This window comes from Sedimenticola selenatireducens DSM 17993, assembly GCF_000428045.1.
GTDB lineage: Bacteria > Pseudomonadota > Gammaproteobacteria > Chromatiales > Chromatiaceae > Sedimenticola > Sedimenticola selenatireducens.
Map to the genome: position 1 here is coordinate 19,364 of NZ_ATZE01000014.1, position 17,515 is coordinate 36,878.

The window sequence follows — 17,515 nt, forward strand, 5'->3', positions numbered from 1 at the left end:
TCACATACTGCTTCAAGTGTAATACTTGGTTACTTCGTAGGGTGTCGCTCAATGCATAGGCACCGGGCATTTGTAAAAGAATAATCTGTTCTCATGGTCGCTCCTATATATTGTAGCTTTACTTTCCGTGTTTGGCATGAAAACACAATATGTTGTGTTTTGGTGTGTGAAGATTAGGGCTGCTCGCTACCGCTGTCAAGCCTGCTTATGGAGTATAAGGTAAATCTAATAATTAATAAAAACAGTAACTTATGATTGGCTTTTGGCTTCAAGATCATGATAAGTCACGGAAAAAAAAGGAAATTCAAGAAAACACAATATATTGTGTTTTTGCTGAATTTATTCACAACAGTTAGTGGGTATCGCCGGATGTGTCGCGGAGTATCCACCTGCGCCAGCACCCTGTATGGGCAGGCGCAGGTGGTCTTACTGAAGTGTTGAGCCGAGGATTATTTAGTTGCGTCCTCGGGTTTAGCTGTAGCAGGCTGCTGTGGAGCGGCGGGTAAATAGGGAGTGCCATAGTAGGGGTAGTAGCCGTAGGGTGCATAACCATACCCATGTCCATATGGCGGGTAACCACCATAATACGGATAGCCACCGTAGTACGGATAGCCGCCCCACGGTCCCCCGGACCACGGGCCACCCCAGCCGTCCCATGGACCCCATCCCCAAAATGCGTTTGCAGATAATGGTGCCATAGCCGCAGAGGTGGCTATGAGTGCAGCAGTAAGAACTCGACTTATCTTAATCATGTCATCCCTCCGATTAGGTCGTCTGAAAAGGAATTGTCGCAACGTTAGAATAATAGCTTTAGTCTTAGGCGGTTTTGATAGAGATCATATAGTTAGTAGTAAATAATAAATTAATATACATGTAATTAATATTTATCAGGATGACCCAAGGTGAGCAAGATAAAAACAACCCTGGTGCTGGGCGTTGGCAATAACCTGCTAACGGATGAGGGGGTGGGCATTCATGTCATCAATCGGTTACAGGAACAGTTTCCGCACAAAGAGTCTGTCACCTTTGTTGATGGCGGCACATTGAGTTTCTCACTGGCCGGATTGTTGGCTGAGCATGATCAGTTGATTGTGGTGGATGCCGCCAGGACAGGCGGCAGCCCTGGCAGTGTGGTCTGCTATGAGGGCAGTGATATGGATCGCTACCTGACGGGCAATCGGCAAAGTGTGCATGAGGTGAGTCTTACTGACTTGTTGGATATTGCCCGTCTCTCTGACCATTACCCGGAAAAACGGGCGCTGGTGGGGATTGAACCGGGAAGCCTGGACTGGGGGGAAAAGCCTTCGGACCCGGTTGCCAAGGCGATACCATCAGCAGTGCGCATGGTGGTCGATTTGATTGACCGTTGGGGAGTCGATGGCGATTGATCGGACCAGTCTCCGGTCTGTTCCTCATACTTCTCAGCGCACTTCTGTGCGAACAGCTATGTATACTAAGTTGCTGTTATTACGCATTAAAGAATAATTTTAAAGAAAGCAAAAGGTAACGTGATCTGGGTCATCATAGATTTTTCTCAATAGGGATAGTCTTGAGACAAAGGATAAATAAGTATATGAGCGTATTCGATCAAACGGATTCTGAATCGATCCCAAGTCCAGAGATGCCTTACATGACGCACATGACACACAATACCCTGCCATTGTTGAATGAGGTACGGCATGCGTTGAAACGGCTGGTACGGACCGGTGAATCCACTATTATTGACCTGCGCGCCATCCCGTTTGGACCGGGTGATGAGGAGCATCTGCTTGACCTGTTGGGTCAGGGTGAGGTGATGGCGACCTTGGACGCCTTGGGTAAAACGACTGTCAAGGAGTCCCGCTTCAGTGGCGTCTGGATAGTGGATCATTACAATAGCGAAGCTGAGCGCATCGCGTTTCAGATCGAAGTGATTGAAATCCCGGAACTCTTGCGCGCCCAGGCAGATGACATGTATGAAAGCCTCGAGAAACTGGATACAGTGCTGGATGTCGAGATGCACAGACCGGAGTGAGAGGCAGGTGTAGAACGCATAGCAGGTGATCGCGGCGGACGATATTCGATCGTGATGAAAAGAAAAACAGAGGCTCAACAGAAATCGGTATTTAGATAAGGGAGGTAACATGGCTGAAAAAAGCACCCTGGGTGACAGCCTGAGGCGTCACGGGGTTTCAAGACGCGGTTTTCTGAAGTTTTGTACTGCAACCGCCTCACTCATGGCGTTGCCGCCAACCATGGTCCCCGCCATTGCGGCGGCCCTGGAAAAGGCGAAACGCCCGTCGGTCATCTGGCTCTCTTTCCAGGAGTGCACCGGCTGCACGGAATCATTGACCCGCAGTCACTCCCCATCAGTTGAGAGTCTGATATTCGATCATATCTCCCTGGACTATCACCACACCCTGCAGGCGGCGGCCGGTGAGGCGGCTGAGGCGGCCCGGGAAGCGGCCATGCATGAGAACAAGGGGAAGTACATCCTGGTGGTGGATGGTTCTATTCCTTTGGGCGATCCGGGATACTCCACTATCGCCGGTATCAGCAATCTGCAGATGCTGGAAGAGACCGCAAAGGATGCGGCGGCCATTGTCGCCGTGGGTACCTGCGCGGCCTTTGGCGGTTTGCCACAGGCCAATCCCAATCCCACCGGTGCGGTTTCTGTTTCGGATATCATCACGGACAAACCGATTATCAACGTCTCCGGATGCCCGCCGATTCCTACCGTGATCACCGGCGTGTTGGCGCATTTTCTCACCTTTGGCAGCATCCCTGAACTGGATCAGTACAACCGTCCCAAGGTGTTCTATGGCCAGAGCATCCATGATCGCTGCTATCGCCGTCCCTTCTATGACAAAGGCCTGTTTGCCGAGACCTTTGATGACGAAGGGGCAAAGGCCGGGTGGTGTCTCTACAAACTTGGCTGTAAAGGCCCGATGACCTATAACGCCTGCGCCACCACCAAGTGGAATCAGGGAACCAGTTGGCCGGTTGAGTCCGGGCACGGTTGCCTGGGCTGTTCCGAGCCCCGCTTCTGGGATGCGGGCGGTTTCTACAATGCGCTCTCGGTCCCGATCAGCGACAATTCACAGACAGTGGCATTTGCCGCCGCCGCCGGCTTGGCACTGGGTGCCGCTGCCGCGGGCCTCAACTACAAGAAAAAGGATGAGGCACGGAAGGCGCACGGTACCGTCACGATTGACGATCTGGAGAAATCATCATGAATGAATCGATGGACTTTCTCATCTGGACAAAGGGCACGGCATTCGATATCGCCGTTACCATTTTCGTCATCGGCGTTATCCTGAGGTTGTTTGAGATTATCTCCCTGGGTCGCAAGCAGAGCCTGGCCGAAGCGAAGGGCACTGAATTTGGCCCTGGGATGAAAACAATCTTCTCAAGATCCGTTCCGGATCTGGGTACGTTCAGAAGACAGCCACTTACCGTGGTGACCGGCTACATGTTCCATATCGGCCTGTTTGTCAGCCTGTTTCTGTTTGTACCCCACATTGAACTGTTTCGGGCCACCTTTGGCTTCGGTTGGCCTGGCCTGCCGACGCCGGTCGTGGATGCGGCTGCCGTGCTTGCCATTGTCGGGCTGCTGGCCGGTCTTTGGCACCGCATCATGAACCCGGTGATGCAGAAGATCACCACCTGGGAGGACTGGCTGGTCTGGGCACTGACGTTCCTGCCAATCATTACCGGCTATCTGGCGTATCACCGCATGGTAAATCCATACCCGGTGATTCTTGGTCTGCATATCCTGAGTGTAGAGGCGCTGATGATAGCCTTCCCGTTCACCAAGCTGATGCACACGTTCACTGTTTTTCTTTCGCGCTGGTACAACGGTGCGATGAGCGGCCGTCGGGGGGTTGAATCATGAGTGAAGCCACACTTGAACGGGGTATCAACGCCCTGAAGGAACAGATCGATGCACCCGTTGCCGCCTTCTTTTCCAGTTGTGTCAGTTGCGGCATGTGTGCAGAGGCGTGCCTTTTCTATACCGAAACCGGAGATCCGAAATACACGCCGATCTACAAGCTGGAGCCACTACGCAGGGTCTGGGAATCCGAGTACACCCTGATCGGCAAGGTAAAAAAGGCCTTGGGTCTGCACAAACCTGTGACCGATGAGATGCTGGAGGAGTGGCAGGAACTGCTCTATGACAGCTGCACCATGTGCGCCCGTTGCTCCATGATCTGTCCGGTCGGCAATGATATCGCCTACATGATACGCAAAACCCGCGAAGGCATGGTGGCCTCGGGTAATGCACCGGAAGGGGTTAAGGGCGCATCCATCCGGGCAGTCACTATCGGTAGTCCCATGGGGGTCAAGCTCAGCGCCCTGGAGGCGCAGATCAAGCATATCGAGGCGGACAGTGGCCTGAAGATTCCCATGGATGTGGAGGGTGCCGATTACCTGGCGTTGCTCTCCTCCATGGAGATCATGAACTTTCCCGAGTACCTGGAAGGGCTGGCGAAAATCTTCAAGCAGGCCGGTGTCAGCTGGACGCTCTGTTCCACGGCGTTTGAGGCCACCAACTCCGGCATCCAAATCGGTTCCAGCGATATTGCCCGCACCCTGGTGCAGCGCATTGTCGATGGCGCGGAGCGGCTGAAAGTGAAAAATGTCATCAGCCCGGAGTGTGGTCACGCCTACACGGCCATTCGCTGGGAAGGCCCCAATCTGATCGGGCGACCATTCCCGTTCCGGGTGGTGCATATCCTGGAACTGCTGGACGAGTTGCGAGCGGCGGGACGGATCAAGACCAAGGGTCTTGAGACGGAGCGCCATACCTTCCATGATCCCTGTTCCCTGGTTAGAAAGGGTGGCGTGATTGATGAGCCACGGCGCCTGATGGATATGGTAACCAGCAATTTTGTCGATATGAAAGACCGCGGCACGCTGGCCTGGTGCTGTGGCGGTGGTGGTGGCGTCTCCAGTAATGAAGACGCGGATGAACTGCGCATCAAGGCATTCAAGAAAAAGCGGGATCAGATCGCGGAGACAGGTGCCGATGTACTGGTAACCGCCTGTGCCAACTGCCGGCTGGTCATTGAGGAGGGACTCGAGGAGTACAATATCGAGATGCCGATTGTCGGCCTTTCCGAGATGATTGCCGATCACCTGGTAGTGGATGAGACGCCACCAGAAACGAAAAAATAATGCGGGACCTTCCGCTCCCAGTGAGCGGAAGGCCGATCATAAAGATTGCAGCAGCGCCATGAGCGCGAAGCTCCGTCCAGTCAATCGGGACGGCTAAGGGAGAACAGAGATATGAGCGAACGCATTGTCGTTGACCCGATCACACGTATTGAGGGTCACCTGCGTATTGAAGCGCAGATGGATGGCAACAATATCGGCCAGGCCTACTCATCCGGCACCATGGTGCGCGGCATTGAAACCATTTTGAAGGGGCGTGATCCACGCGATGCCTGGGCCTATGTGCAGCGCATCTGCGGTGTCTGCACGCTGGTGCATGGTATGGCCTCCATACGCGCGGTGGAGGATGCGCTGAATTATGAGATTCCCAAAAATGCCCAGCTGATCAGAAATCTGATGATCGGTGCACAGTATATTCATGATCACGTGATGCACTTCTATCATCTGCACGCCCTGGACTGGGTGGATGTGGTTTCGGCCCTGAGTGCCGATCCCAAGGCGACCTCCGAACTGGCTCAGTCCCTCAGCAACTGGCCAAAGTCCTCGCCGGGTTACTTCTCGGACATGAAGAAGAAGCTAAAGGGCTTTGTCGATGGCGGCCAGCTGGGCATCTTTTCCAAGGCCTACTGGGGCCATCCGGCCTATAAGCTGCCGCCTGAAGCCAACCTGATGGCGGTCTCGCACTATCTGGAAGCGCTTACCTGGCAGCGGGATGTGGCCAAGTTGCATACTATTTTTGGCGGCAAGAATCCGCACCCCAACTTCCTGGTCGGCGGCGTTGCGTCGCCGATCGATCTCAATTCCGATTCTGCCATCAATGCCAAGAAGCTCTCACAGGTGCAGGACATCATTACCCAGATGCGTGCATTTGTTGATCAGGTGTATCTGCCCGACACGCTGGCCGTGGCTTCTTTCTACAAGGACTGGTTCAAGCGGGGCGAGGGTCTGGGCAATTTCATGTGCTATGGCGATCTGCCTTCCACCAGCATGAGTGATCCGTCCGGCTTCCTGTTCCCGGCTGGGGTGATTCTGAATCGTGATCTGAGCACCATTCACGAAGTCGATGTCCATGACGCCTCGCAGATCCAGGAGTACGTCAAACACTCCTGGTACGATTATGACGAAGGCAAGGAGAAGGGCCTGCATCCCTATGATGGCGAGACAAACCTGAATTACACCGGGCCCAAACCACCCTATAAGCATCTGGATGTGGAGCAGGCCTACTCCTGGTTGAAATCACCACGCTGGAAGAACAACTCCATGGAAGTGGGGCCGCTAGCCAGGGTATTGTTGCTCTATGCCAAGGGACATGAGCCGACCAAAGAGCTGGCCGCCTTTGCCTTGAAGACGTTGGATGTACCGATCGAGGCACTCTTCTCAACCCTGGGTAGAACCGCTGCCCGTACCCTGGAGTCGAAGATTCTGGCTGATGGCATGCAGGGTTGGTATAACGATCTGGTTGCCAACATCAAGGCTGGGGACAGCAAGACTTTCAATGACAAACTGTGGGATCCATCTTCCTGGCCAAGTGAGTGCCAGGGTGCGGGTTACATGGAGGCTCCGCGCGGTGCGTTGGGTCACTGGATTGTGATCAAGGATACCAAGATCAAAAACTATCAGGCGGTAGTACCATCCACCTGGAATGCCGGCCCGAGAGACAATGAAGGCAAGGCGGGTGCCTATGAAGCGGCACTGCAGGACAATCACCAGTTGCATGACCCGAAGCAACCGCTCGAGATTCTACGCACTATCCACAGTTTTGACCCCTGTATTGCCTGTGCGGTACATCTGTCAGATGAAGATGGCGAAGAGATGGTACAGGTAAAGGTTACCTGACGTCTCAGGGAGTCGGCTGGTCTCCTCTCCCGGGACGGGGGAGGGACCATTTCGGCTGTCCGTTCATCTCCTTCCCAGTTTAGAACAGAACCTAAAAGCAATTTCATGAAACAGTCCAGCAGTATCGCCATCAAGCGCGATGGCATAGAATCGCCGGTATCGTCAGAACCCAGGAATAGCGGCTATCACAGCCAAAAGGCCGATATCTTTATCCGGGCCATTATCTGGGGATTCGTCGGCAGTATCTTCGGCGGGCTCTATATTGGCTTTGTCAGTATGTTAACGCCGCTTATTGCCAGTGAACTGGCAATCATTCCGGCAGCGGCGTTTGCCGGTGCGGTGGGCGCGGCATTCTACGGCTCTTTCCAGGTGGCGATCATTGGTACGCTCGCCGGTTCCGCTTCCGGTATTGCCTACCTGATTCTCGCTGAGAATCTGCAACTCAATGAAATGGCGGCGGTTTCCCTGATGGCGGGTGTTGTTGCCGGCTTCACCTATGGAAATACCCACAGTGAGGTGAGTGGAGCGTTGATGAAGGCACTGACCGGACTGGTTGCAGGTGCGCTTGCCGGCATCGTGCTCTGGGCGTTTGTCCAGGCTGGCGCTGCTTTTAATAGTTACTTTACCGCTGCCGTACTGGTGCCGGTTACCGGAACTTTCTACATCTATGGGGTATTTAAGATAATCAGCAGGCTGGATTGCCGATTGCCTCTGTCAATGGTTGGTTCCCTTGTAGCGGCTGCGCTCTCAGTGGTGGTGGCGGGTAGCGTTTGGTCCGTGCATGAGGCGATGCTGGCAAGCTACGAACTGGCGGAGTCGTCGATTCACCACGTCGGTTTCAAGCAGATTATGGGGGCGATTCTGGGTGGCACAACAGGCGGGCTGATTGCTGGTGGACTATATGCCTGGGTGGGTCTGAAGTGGCTTGATCGATGACCGGGTGCCTTCCTGTTCAATAACCGGACTGATGCCGCCACGGCGGTAAAAATGCCTGCGGGACTATTCCGGACGGTGATCACGATTCCACGCTGTCCATTCTGCGAACGCATGCCATTCCCGAGGATCACCTTTTAGCTGGGAATTTGGCATATGGGGTTGAACTCTGGTGCTCGTCAGTGGTCAATCATCCTGGGTTCGGTAACAGGCAAAGGTTCAGATTAAGAATGTGTGCCTCCCCAATGATGTAATCATACTGGTTTAATAATGCGGCCAACTAACGACACAACAGGTGAGCTACCCCGGCAATCGCACGGGGTGATGGCTGTCATGTTGGCGTTGCTGTGGCTGTGGTCGAACACTCTGTTTGCCGCCTGGTGTGCGGATGTAAACAACCACTGGCAATACCTGGAACCGGATCAAGCCAGCCAGTACGCCACGGATTCAATTGAACATCATCAGAACGTCTGCCTGAACGCGGCGGCGAACCCGCCTCTGATGGTGGCCAGTAAAAAACCCCTTGCGGATGATGAGGATTCCCGTTCGCCAGGTCTGTCGGCGGTTACAGCGACCGACGTTAAGCTGCCCCAAGGGTTCGCGGTGGCTGTACTCCAGGTACATCCGCAATCTTCCACGATCCCCGCTCCTCCGCTCTACCTGCTTTATCAGAAACTACTGCTTCCCTTCATGGCCTAGGGGCCGTTAGACCTTTTCTCGCTGTCCTGTGATTGCCACGGTAACTCCCGTCCGGCACTTTCAGTCAGGCGAACGGCCCCCGTATACAACACTCAATTAGAGACCGCCATCTGTCTCGCCCGGTGTCGGTCGCTGCTGATTATTGGAGCACAGTCGCTCCACCCTATTGAAGGAAAGCAACATGATTCGTTGTATCTTGCATCGCGGATGCCTGAAGGCTGCCGCCACTCTCACCCTGGCCTTGGCACCGCTGGGTCTGTCCGCCGCCCCCCAAGTTGCGGTACCCACCGGTGAGGCCAATCGTGTGCTCATCATCGACAGCGCTATCGACCAGATCGTTGGGAAAATAGACGGTATTGCCAATAGCCATGGCCTGGCGTCTGGTCCGAACGGCACCCGTCTTTATGCCGGCAGTCTCAATGTGCGTACCGGTGACCAAACTCCGGCCAGACCGGCAGGCATGTCCGAGGATGAACATCGTTCACATCATGCCGCTGATGACGGGGCAAAGGCCGAGGTGACGGTCGGCACCGATATGGTGGGCACGGCCTATCAGATCGATGTGGCTGACAAGCGTATCCTGCGCCAGATTGATCTGCCGGGATCGATTCACCACACGCTCATTTCGACGGATGGACGTTACGGTATCTCCACCCATCCAGTCACCGGACTGGTCAGCATAGTTGACCTTGAAACCGGTGCGTTGGTGATGAAACTCGCGACCGGAGCGGTGCCGAATTATATCGTAACGAAACGTGATGGCAGCAGGCTTTGGGTGAGTAATACAGGCAACAGCACAATCAGTGAAATCGATACCAGTCGCTGGATAGTGCTACGTAACCTGATTGTTGAGAAGGCACCGGAACACATGGTGCTGTCGCCGGATGAGTCGAGCCTGTATGTCGTTGCCAATGGTGTTGGTCAGGTGGTCGAACTGGATATTGCCAGCGGTGAGGTGGTACGTCGCCATCCGGTGGGTCAGGATCTGCACGGTATCGATATCTCCGATGACGGCAGCCAGCTCTATGTGGCGGTGAGAGGTGACAACAAACTGGCTGCCATTCAACTGTCGACGGGAGTCATTCGCACACTACCCCTGGGCCCGGAGCCCTATCACCTGGTCACGGTGAAGGATACGGGAAAGCTGTACGTTTCCAGTCGCAGGGACTCCAAATTATGGGTGGTCAGTCAGCGCGATCTAAAGCTTCTCAGTGAGATTCCAATAACCGGTATCGGCCATCAGATGGCTCTGCTGAACCAGGCATCAGGGGTGGCAGTAGGCGAGGCGCAAGGTGACAAGCCATGATTCCGGAGGCTGGTCAATTTGCACTGCTGCTGGCACTGACCCTGGCTCTCTTACAGGGGACCTTTCCGTTGTGGGGTGCCCGGACGGGAAACCAGGGCTGGATTGCCCTGGCCCGGCCGGCGGCCTGGGGACAATGCCTGTTTTTAACCATTTCGTTGGCTGCATTGACGCAGTCATTCATCACCAATGATTTCTCGGTGATCTATGTAGCATCCAATTCCAACTCACAACTGCCGTTGATCTATCGCATCACCGCAGTCTGGGGCGGTCATGAGGGATCGTTGTTGTTGTGGGCCTGGATACTGAGTGTCTGGGGGGTGGCGGTCAGCCTTTATAGTCGCAGCTTGCCACGCGACATGCTGGCCAGAGTGTTGGGTGTGATGGGCCTGGTGGGGTGCGGTTTCCTGCTGTTTCTGGCATTCACGTCAAACCCGTTCGACCGCCTGGCACTGCCGCCCATTGAAGGGCGCGATCTGAATCCACTGTTGCAGGACCCCGGTCTGATTTTGCATCCACCGCTGCTGTACATGGGCTATGTCGGTTTTTCAGTTGCATTTTCCTTTGCCGTGGCGGCGCTGTTGAGTGGACAGCTGGATGCCGTCTGGGCGCGTTGGTCACGACCCTGGACCACGCTGGCGTGGGTTTTCCTTACCGCCGGCATCATGATCGGAAGCTGGTGGGCATACTATGAGCTCGGCTGGGGGGGATGGTGGTTCTGGGATCCGGTGGAAAACTCCTCGTTCATGCCATGGTTGGCGGGTACCGCGCTGATCCATTCACTGGCGGTGACCGAGAAGCGGGGGATGTTCAGGAGCTGGACGGTATTACTGGCGATTCTTACCTTTTCGCTCAGCCTGCTGGGCACCTTCCTGGTGCGCTCCGGCGTGCTGACCTCGGTGCATGCCTTTGCCAGCGATCCGGGGCGGGGTATCTTTGTTCTGGCATTGCTGACACTGACTGTTGGCGGCTCGCTGATGCTCTATGCCTGGCGTGCGCCAAAGATGAAAAGTGCAGGTAAGTTTCAACTTTTTTCCCGCGAAACCTTCCTGCTGGCCAATAACTTGGTACTGATCGTGGTGACCGCCACGGTGTTGCTCGGCACCCTCTATCCGCTGGCAATGGATGCGTTGGGTGGTGGTAAAATTTCGGTTGGACCACCCTATTTCAACAGTGTGTTCATTCCGCTGATGGTGCCGTTGGTCTTTCTGACCGGCATCGGTCCGCTGGTGCGCTGGAAACAGGATAACCCCGCTGAGGTGGCCCGCCGCGTGCGCCCGCTGTTGCTGGTTGCCGTTGTGCTCGGCGTAATACTTGCCTTTCTGGCAACCGGTACCCTGCGTCCCGGGACCGCCTTCGGGCTGATGTTGGCCTTGTGGCTGGCGCTTACCACCATTCAGGAGTTGCATCGGCATGCCGGATCCCGAGGCGGCTATTGGCAGGGTTTGCGTAGTCTGCCACGCCATCGTTACGGGATGTTGTCGGCTCATTTCGGGCTTGCGGTAAGCGTTGTCGGTATCACACTGGCCAGCGGCTATAGTGTCGAACGGGATGTGCGCGTGGTACCGGGTGACCGGGTTGCCGTCGCAGAGTATGTCTTCCAGTTCGACCAGTTGGAGGAGCGTCAGGGTCCGAACTATAGCGCGGTGGTTTTTCCAGTACGCATCAGCCGTGACGGCAGTGAATTTTCCCAGTTACGCGCCGAAAAACGTAACTACGGTACCGGTCGCCAGCCGATGACGGAAGCGGCCATCTTGCCCGGATTGTTTCGCGATCTCTATGTGGCTATGGGGGAGCCGTTAGAGGGTGGAGCCTGGGCGGTACGTGTCTATTACAAACCCTTTGTTCGCTGGATCTGGTTAGGTGCCTTACTGATGATGTTGGGCGGATTCCTGGCCGCCACCGATCGTCGCTATCGACTCTCCCGGCGTCGTGCCGTTGAAGATCTGCCGACGGACGTCGGTTCGGTTTTGATCAAGGAGGGACGCTCATGATGCCATCATTAAGTGTTAGAGAATTTAGCAAAATGGCGTTGCTGCTGTTGCTGCTGTCAGGTTCTGGAATAGTGATGGCATCAACGCATGGTGCGGATCTTTATCCTTTTGAAGAACCGGAGCAACAGGCGCGCTTCTGGGAACTGACCACGCAGTTGCGATGCCTGGTCTGCCAGAACCAGAATATCGCCGAGTCCAACGCTGATCTGGCCAAAGACATTCGCGATACCTTGTATCAACAGATCCGTGCCGGAGCGTCGGATGAAGAGGTTATCGAGTTCATGGTGGCGCGATATGGCGATTTTGTACTTTTCCGTCCACCGCTGAGGGCCTCCACCTTGTTGTTATGGGTGGGGCCTTTCCTGCTCGGTGTGCTGGGGATTGGTGGATTATGGTATCTGGTCGCCGGCATTGCCCGCCGTCCAGAGACTGATGAACTGACCCGTGAGGAACGCGCACGGCTCAAAACATTAATGAGCGATACGCATAGGGGGACTTCCAGATGATGTTGTTCTGGGTTACAGCCGTAGCGATGGTGATTACGGCCCTCGCATTTGTATTAACACCGTTGTTGCGATCACAGGCAGTGACGATAACGTCCCGCGGGGCGCTTAATATTGCCATGCATGAGGACCGTCTCAAGGAGTTGGAGAGTGATTTGCGGGAAGGACGCATGGATCAGTCCTACTACACCGCGGCTAAACGTGAACTGGAACGGGAACTGCTTGATGATCTTGGTCAGGCTGTTCCCGCAATACCTGCACGCAGCTCACGGTCGTGGTGGTATTCGGCCACCGCTATTGCGTTGATCGTGCCTGTACTGGCGACTGCCGGTTATTGGCGGCTGGGAAACTACGCATTGATTGATGGTCAACAGTCGACGCAAATGCGCCAGATGCCGACACTGGATGAGTTGGCCGAGCAGCTCGCCCGGCGTGTTACCCAACAACCGGATGATGCGCCCGCATGGGAGTTGCTTGGGCAGTCATACCTGGCGATGGAACGTTACAGTCAAGCGGTCGATGCTTATTCCCGTGCCTATGAACTGGTGAACGATAAACCTGACCTGCTGGCCGGCTACGCCGAAGCTCTGTCGATGGTCGATGAGGCGGGGATCAATGGTCGCGCCATGGAATTTATCAATACGGCATTATCCCTGGATCCGAAGCAGCCGAAGGCGTTGTGGCTCTCGGGGATCGGCGCCTATCAGCGCGGTGCGCTGGAAGAAGCGGTCGGGACCTGGGAGCGTCTGATCACCCTGTTGCCAGCTGACAGCAAAAATGCTGACACGGTGAACGGAGCCATTGTGGATATCCGTCGCGAACTTGCCGAAAAGTCACTAGTGTCACAAACGTCGCAGACACCACCGGCCACCGGGAGGACTTCCGAATGACGAACCCTGCATACCGACAGCGTAAAACCGATGACGGGACGGATGGTGTTGTGTCCACGGATAGCGACGCCGGAGAAGATATATTGATACTGGAGAAGAGTGTCGTGAATGATTCCATCGCCAGCCAGAACCAGGGGCGTCCCCTCCGACGTGATCTCTATCTGTTGTTGCGTCACTGGTTGTCGCAGCGTCGCGTTCAGCTGGCGCTGGGCGCGGTGCTGCTGGGATTGGGGGCCTGGTTTAACTGGGAGTGGTTGGTGGCAGCTGGCATGGCCCCCCTGATCCTCGCGTTTGCACCTTGTGCGGTGATGTGCCTGATGGGCATGTGCATGCACAAGGGCGACGGCAAGGGGGGTTGTCACGGCTCGGGTGACAAGGACAAATCAGGGCCATCTTCCGGCCAGGATAGCTGAGGAAACCGCCCGGGGATCTTCCCCGGGCATCCTGCTTCCTTATTTTCCGCTAAGATCCGGTATCAGCCTGCACTATCTCGATAGTGCAGGCTGATAAACCACCATCATTGCGTCAACTCCTTTGCCGGTTCCTGCTCCAGCCGGGTAAGCAGGGGGCGAATTTTCTGTTCGAGAATCTCGCGATTGATAGGTCCGATCTGCTTGTAACGGATGTTTCCCTGCTTGTCGATGACGAACGTCTCAGGCACACCGTAGACACCCCAGTTTATGCCACTGAGTCCTGGAAAATCATGGGCAATCTCCACGTAGGGATCACCCAGTTCGGCCAGCCACTCCAGCGCGTCCTCACGCTTGTCCTTGTAGTTGAAACCATAGAGGGGATACTCGCCTTCACGGGCAAACTCCATCCACAGGGGGTGTTCATCGCGGCAAGCGGTACACCAGCTGGCAAAGACGTTATAGAGTGAAACCTTGCCGTCGAATATCTCGTTGGTAAAACGTTTCTCCGGGTCGCGTAGCGTTGGCAGATCAAATGTGGGTACGGGTTTGTCGATCAGGGCGGATGGAATCTCACGCGGGTTCAGAAACAGCCCTCGTCCGAACAGAATTACCAGTAGCAAGAACAATCCAAGTGGTATCAGATGGCGGTATGTCACGGTACATCTCCAATAGTCAATTGATTGGCGACAGCTGAACTGTCGCCATTAGGCCCGGTTGCCGGGCGAATAGGGACGGCAAATCAATGGATGATTGGAGGTCGGTGCGGCGGTCGGTTGAATCGTTGTGATGGGTGGCGATCGGCCGGGGGGAAGAGGGCGCGGGTTGCCACTGTGGCGAGGTGGTTTAACTTCGGTGCGCCGGGAGTAGAAGCGCAGATCGAGCAGGTTATCCCGCCGGCGCTATGTCCGGGACAGCAGTCAGTGGCGACAGGTGTTATGGATGTTGCTTGCATGCCGGTATCGACAGAAGAGAGGACCCCACCTTGGGCGATGGGCGCATGCAGAATGATGACTGCCAGGATAAGCAACATCAATGTCATGTGACGGTACAGACAGATTACAGAATGGCCGGCGCATGCCATGTAATGTTCTTCTCCAGACCCAGATACAGAACAGGTTTTTACGAGGTAGTCTCGCGTGCTTAAGCTGAGACCGTCTGTGGTGGTAATGGTTCATTCGGACGGCGTCGCGCGGAAGACACAGGCGCACTTTCATGTCTGGGTTGTGCAGGACAGAGCCAGTGTCACACTAATATATCCATATTTCTGGATTTGGGGTCATGAGTCACCTGCCCGATCCTGCCGTGGCCTTCTCATCGACGCTGGCCGCTTGCGCAGCGCTATCTGGAATCTTGTGCACCCTTCTGCGGAGGCGACGTCAATCTTTCCCCCATGGGCGGTGACGATCGACTTGACGATGGCGAGCCCCAGCCCGACACCATCACCGCCGCGTTGTCTGGATAGGTCGATGCGATAGAAGCGGTCAAAGAGTTTCGGGAGATGCTCGGATGGTATTTCCGGGCCGGGGTTTTCGACAACGATACTGTTGTTGCCGGCGGTTGATGTATCGAGTTTCACTCGCACGGTTCCACCAACCGGCGTATGGCGGATGGCGTTGGATAAGAGATTGCCCAGCGCACGCCGCAGCATGAGCCGGTCACCCGAGACCGTAGCGACACCTTCCAGCGTCAGTGCGATCCCGCGCTCTTCCGCCCAGCCATCGTAATATTCAAACAACGCATGCGCTTCATCGGCCAGATTCACCTCCTCTATATTCTTGATCTGTGGGTGGTTGTCCGTCTGCGCCAGAAGCAGCATGTCGCCCACCATCTGAGCCATGCGCTCATATTCTTCCATGTTTGAATAGAGTATTTCCCGGTACTCGTCGATGGTGCGCGCCCGTGAGAGCGCCACCTGGGTCTGGGTCATCAGGTTGGTGATGGGTGTGCGCAGCTCATGGGCGATATCGGAGTTGAGGTCCGAAAGCCGGTGGAACGCCGCGTCCATGCGCTGCAGCATCTCGTTGAAGGAGACAGCAAGCTCCGTGAGTTCATACGGCACGGTTTCGGGCGGCAAGTGGGTGTTCAATTCATTGGCGCTGATGCGGCGAATCCGGGCGACGATATCGTGTAGCGGTGCATGGCTTTGCCGTACTGCGACCCATCCCAAAAGGCTTACAATAGCAACACAACTGGCGATCATGAACCACAAGGTGCGGCGAAAGGCGGCTAGAAAATGCAGGTGTGCTTCGATCGGTGCCGCGATCACGAGGGTATAGGGCCCGTTGGCCGCGGGTGCGACTTCGCGCACGAGCTGAATCAATGCAGTGTACGTGTGGTTTGCAACCTGCCACTGGTTCACCACCTTACCTTCCGTCTCCCGACCCGCGGCCGTTGCGATGGCGGAGAGATCTGGCCCCGGGCTGGCATACACCGTCTGTCCATCCTTGTTGACTACATACAGTGAGGCGTTGTGATGGCCCACCAGGATATCGTCAAGGCGTTGTTTGAGTTGTGTGACATCGCCCGGCGTACGGAAGCCGGACAGCATGTCGTGCGCGGCGCGGGCAATAATTTCAAGTTCGCTGGTATCTTCCGCCGCAAAATGGCGTTCCGTGGATTGACTGATGATCCAACCGAACACGGCAAAGACGATGGCTGCTGTGACGCCGAACAGCAATGTCAGGCGTAGCGTGAGCGACAGGGGACGGCGCATTCGGCGCATCTGGTCGCTCAACCCTCGCCCGAGGTTTCGAGCATGTAGCCCATACCGCGTACCGTGTGAATGAGTTTGGGTTCAAACGGGTCGTCGATCTTGGAGCGCAGGCGCCGGATGGCGACGTCGATGACGTTGGTATCGCTGTCGAAGTTCATGTCCCAGACCTGGGAGGCGATCAGGGAGCGGGGCAGCACTTCGTCGTGGTGGCGTATCATGAGCTCCAGCAGTGCGAACTCCTTGGCGGTGAGCTGGATGCGCTGTCCTGCTCGGGTGACGCGCCGGCGCATCAGGTCAAGTTCTAGGTCGGCCACTCTCAGCATTGTTTCGGTTGCCGGGACGGCGCCGCGCCGCAACAGGGTGCGCACCCGGGCCAGCAATTCGGCGAAGGCAAAGGGCTTGACGAGATAGTCGTCGGCGCCGAGCTCCAGCCCCTTGACCCGGTCGTCCACGCTGTCGCGTGCGGTGAGAAACAGCACCGGGACCTTGTTGCCCGCCTCGCGTAGCGCCTGCAAGATCCGCCAGCCGTCAACGTCCGGCAGCAGGACATCCAGGATGACCAGATCGTAGGACCCGGTCATGGCGAAGTGGTGTCCATCCAGTCCGTTGCGGGCGAGGTCCACCATTAAGCCGGCCTCAGTGAGTCCTTGCCTGAGGTACTCGCTGATCTTGGCTTCGTCCTCGACGATCAGTATTTTCATACGTGATCCTCGCTATGTCCGGTGAAATATAAAAAATGTAGCTCCCCGATCCTGGTGCCTTGAGTTATGTGGCTTCAGCGATTTGGACATCAGATTACCCCCGACACTCTGTCTGGAAGATGACGTGACCATTACATCATTGTAATGGTCGCGTCACGCTGGGGACAGGGGTATTTCGTTACTGTGCCATAAGGTGGTCGGGTAGGACAGATTCGCTGCCGATGACACGAGACAATCGGATATGCGACCGGAGGATAATCCGAGATGAAGCGAAGTTTACAACCTTCCCTACATGCATAGCGGGCGCGACATGGAACAGGAATCCCGGCATATGGAGGGCATGTCGCATGATGGGTATGACGTCAATGTCGGCCGA

General features: G+C 55.6%; 16 protein-coding genes. 13 read left to right on the plus strand and 3 right to left on the minus strand.

All coding sequences use genetic code 11. From position 1 onward, the window contains the following. Positions 1–902: 902 nt before the first annotated feature. The 13 genes from A3GO_RS0112700 (at position 903) to A3GO_RS25375 (ending at position 13,725) form a co-directional block, all read left to right on the plus strand. Positions 903–1,388 carry a HyaD/HybD family hydrogenase maturation endopeptidase gene (locus tag A3GO_RS0112700; RefSeq protein ID WP_029133711.1) on the plus strand — a complete coding sequence of 162 codons (486 nt, stop codon included), beginning with the start codon at positions 903–905 and terminating at the stop codon, positions 1,386–1,388. A gap of 242 nt (positions 1,389–1,630) precedes the next feature. Continuing rightward, positions 1,631–2,014, plus strand: coding sequence for a hydrogenase expression/formation protein (locus A3GO_RS23765; RefSeq protein ID WP_245621731.1), 384 nt, complete (start codon positions 1,631–1,633; stop codon positions 2,012–2,014). A gap of 109 nt (positions 2,015–2,123) precedes the next feature. Then, positions 2,124–3,215 (plus strand): hydrogenase small subunit, encoded by a 1,092-nt coding sequence (locus tag A3GO_RS0112710; protein WP_029133712.1) that lies wholly within the window; start codon positions 2,124–2,126, stop codon positions 3,213–3,215. Beyond that, positions 3,212–3,874 carry a hypothetical protein gene (locus A3GO_RS0112715; RefSeq protein ID WP_029133713.1) on the plus strand — a complete coding sequence of 221 codons (663 nt, stop codon included), beginning with the start codon at positions 3,212–3,214 and terminating at the stop codon, positions 3,872–3,874. Before A3GO_RS0112710 ends, A3GO_RS0112715 begins: the two co-directional genes overlap by 4 nt. Next, positions 3,871–5,157: a (Fe-S)-binding protein gene (locus tag A3GO_RS0112720; RefSeq protein ID WP_029133714.1), complete on the plus strand. Its 1,287-nt coding sequence runs from the start codon at positions 3,871–3,873 to the stop codon at positions 5,155–5,157. Before A3GO_RS0112715 ends, A3GO_RS0112720 begins: the two co-directional genes overlap by 4 nt. 111 nt (positions 5,158–5,268) lie before the next feature. After that, on the plus strand, positions 5,269–6,990 hold the full coding sequence (locus A3GO_RS0112725; protein WP_029133715.1) for a nickel-dependent hydrogenase large subunit: 1,722 nt from the start codon (positions 5,269–5,271) through the stop codon (positions 6,988–6,990). A 105-nt stretch (positions 6,991–7,095) separates the two neighbouring features. Continuing rightward, complete coding sequence (locus A3GO_RS0112730; protein ID WP_029133716.1) at positions 7,096–7,926, plus strand: hypothetical protein; 831 nt, start codon at positions 7,096–7,098, stop codon at positions 7,924–7,926. A gap of 267 nt (positions 7,927–8,193) precedes the next feature. Continuing rightward, positions 8,194–8,622 (plus strand): hypothetical protein, encoded by a 429-nt coding sequence (locus tag A3GO_RS0112735; RefSeq protein ID WP_157606807.1) that lies wholly within the window; start codon positions 8,194–8,196, stop codon positions 8,620–8,622. 181 nt (positions 8,623–8,803) lie between these two features. Further along, the gene (locus A3GO_RS23770; RefSeq protein ID WP_051302246.1) at positions 8,804–9,928 is read left to right on the plus strand and encodes a YncE family protein; all 1,125 of its coding nucleotides are present in this window, start codon (positions 8,804–8,806) and stop codon (positions 9,926–9,928) included. After that, positions 9,925–11,919: a heme lyase CcmF/NrfE family subunit gene (locus A3GO_RS0112745; RefSeq protein ID WP_029133718.1), complete on the plus strand. Its 1,995-nt coding sequence runs from the start codon at positions 9,925–9,927 to the stop codon at positions 11,917–11,919. The genes A3GO_RS23770 and A3GO_RS0112745 overlap by 4 nt, the downstream gene beginning before the upstream one ends. Continuing rightward, positions 11,916–12,425 (plus strand): cytochrome c-type biogenesis protein, encoded by a 510-nt coding sequence (locus A3GO_RS0112750; protein ID WP_245621732.1) that lies wholly within the window; start codon positions 11,916–11,918, stop codon positions 12,423–12,425. The genes A3GO_RS0112745 and A3GO_RS0112750 overlap by 4 nt, the downstream gene beginning before the upstream one ends. After that, positions 12,422–13,312: a c-type cytochrome biogenesis protein CcmI gene (gene ccmI, locus A3GO_RS0112755; RefSeq protein WP_037375317.1), complete on the plus strand. Its 891-nt coding sequence runs from the start codon at positions 12,422–12,424 to the stop codon at positions 13,310–13,312. The genes A3GO_RS0112750 and ccmI overlap by 4 nt, the downstream gene beginning before the upstream one ends. After that, on the plus strand, positions 13,309–13,725 hold the full coding sequence (locus A3GO_RS25375) for a hypothetical protein (protein WP_051302248.1): 417 nt from the start codon (positions 13,309–13,311) through the stop codon (positions 13,723–13,725). The genes ccmI and A3GO_RS25375 overlap by 4 nt, the downstream gene beginning before the upstream one ends. A 104-nt stretch (positions 13,726–13,829) precedes the next feature. Here the strand turns inward: A3GO_RS25375 and A3GO_RS0112765 are convergent, their stop codons facing one another. The 3 genes from A3GO_RS0112765 to A3GO_RS0112775 all read right to left on the minus strand — a co-directional run bounded on the left by A3GO_RS0112765 (position 13,830) and on the right by A3GO_RS0112775 (position 17,139). Then, a complete protein-coding gene (locus tag A3GO_RS0112765; RefSeq protein ID WP_029133721.1) occupies positions 13,830–14,381 on the minus strand; it encodes a DsbE family thiol:disulfide interchange protein in 552 nt (183 codons plus the stop codon). A gap of 620 nt (positions 14,382–15,001) precedes the next feature. After that, positions 15,002–16,438 carry a heavy metal sensor histidine kinase gene (locus tag A3GO_RS23780; RefSeq protein ID WP_051302250.1) on the minus strand — a complete coding sequence of 479 codons (1,437 nt, stop codon included), beginning with the start codon at positions 16,436–16,438 and terminating at the stop codon, positions 15,002–15,004. A gap of 17 nt (positions 16,439–16,455) precedes the next feature. Next, a complete protein-coding gene (locus A3GO_RS0112775) occupies positions 16,456–17,139 on the minus strand; it encodes a heavy metal response regulator transcription factor (protein ID WP_029133722.1) in 684 nt (227 codons plus the stop codon). Positions 17,140–17,515 lie beyond the last annotated feature (376 nt).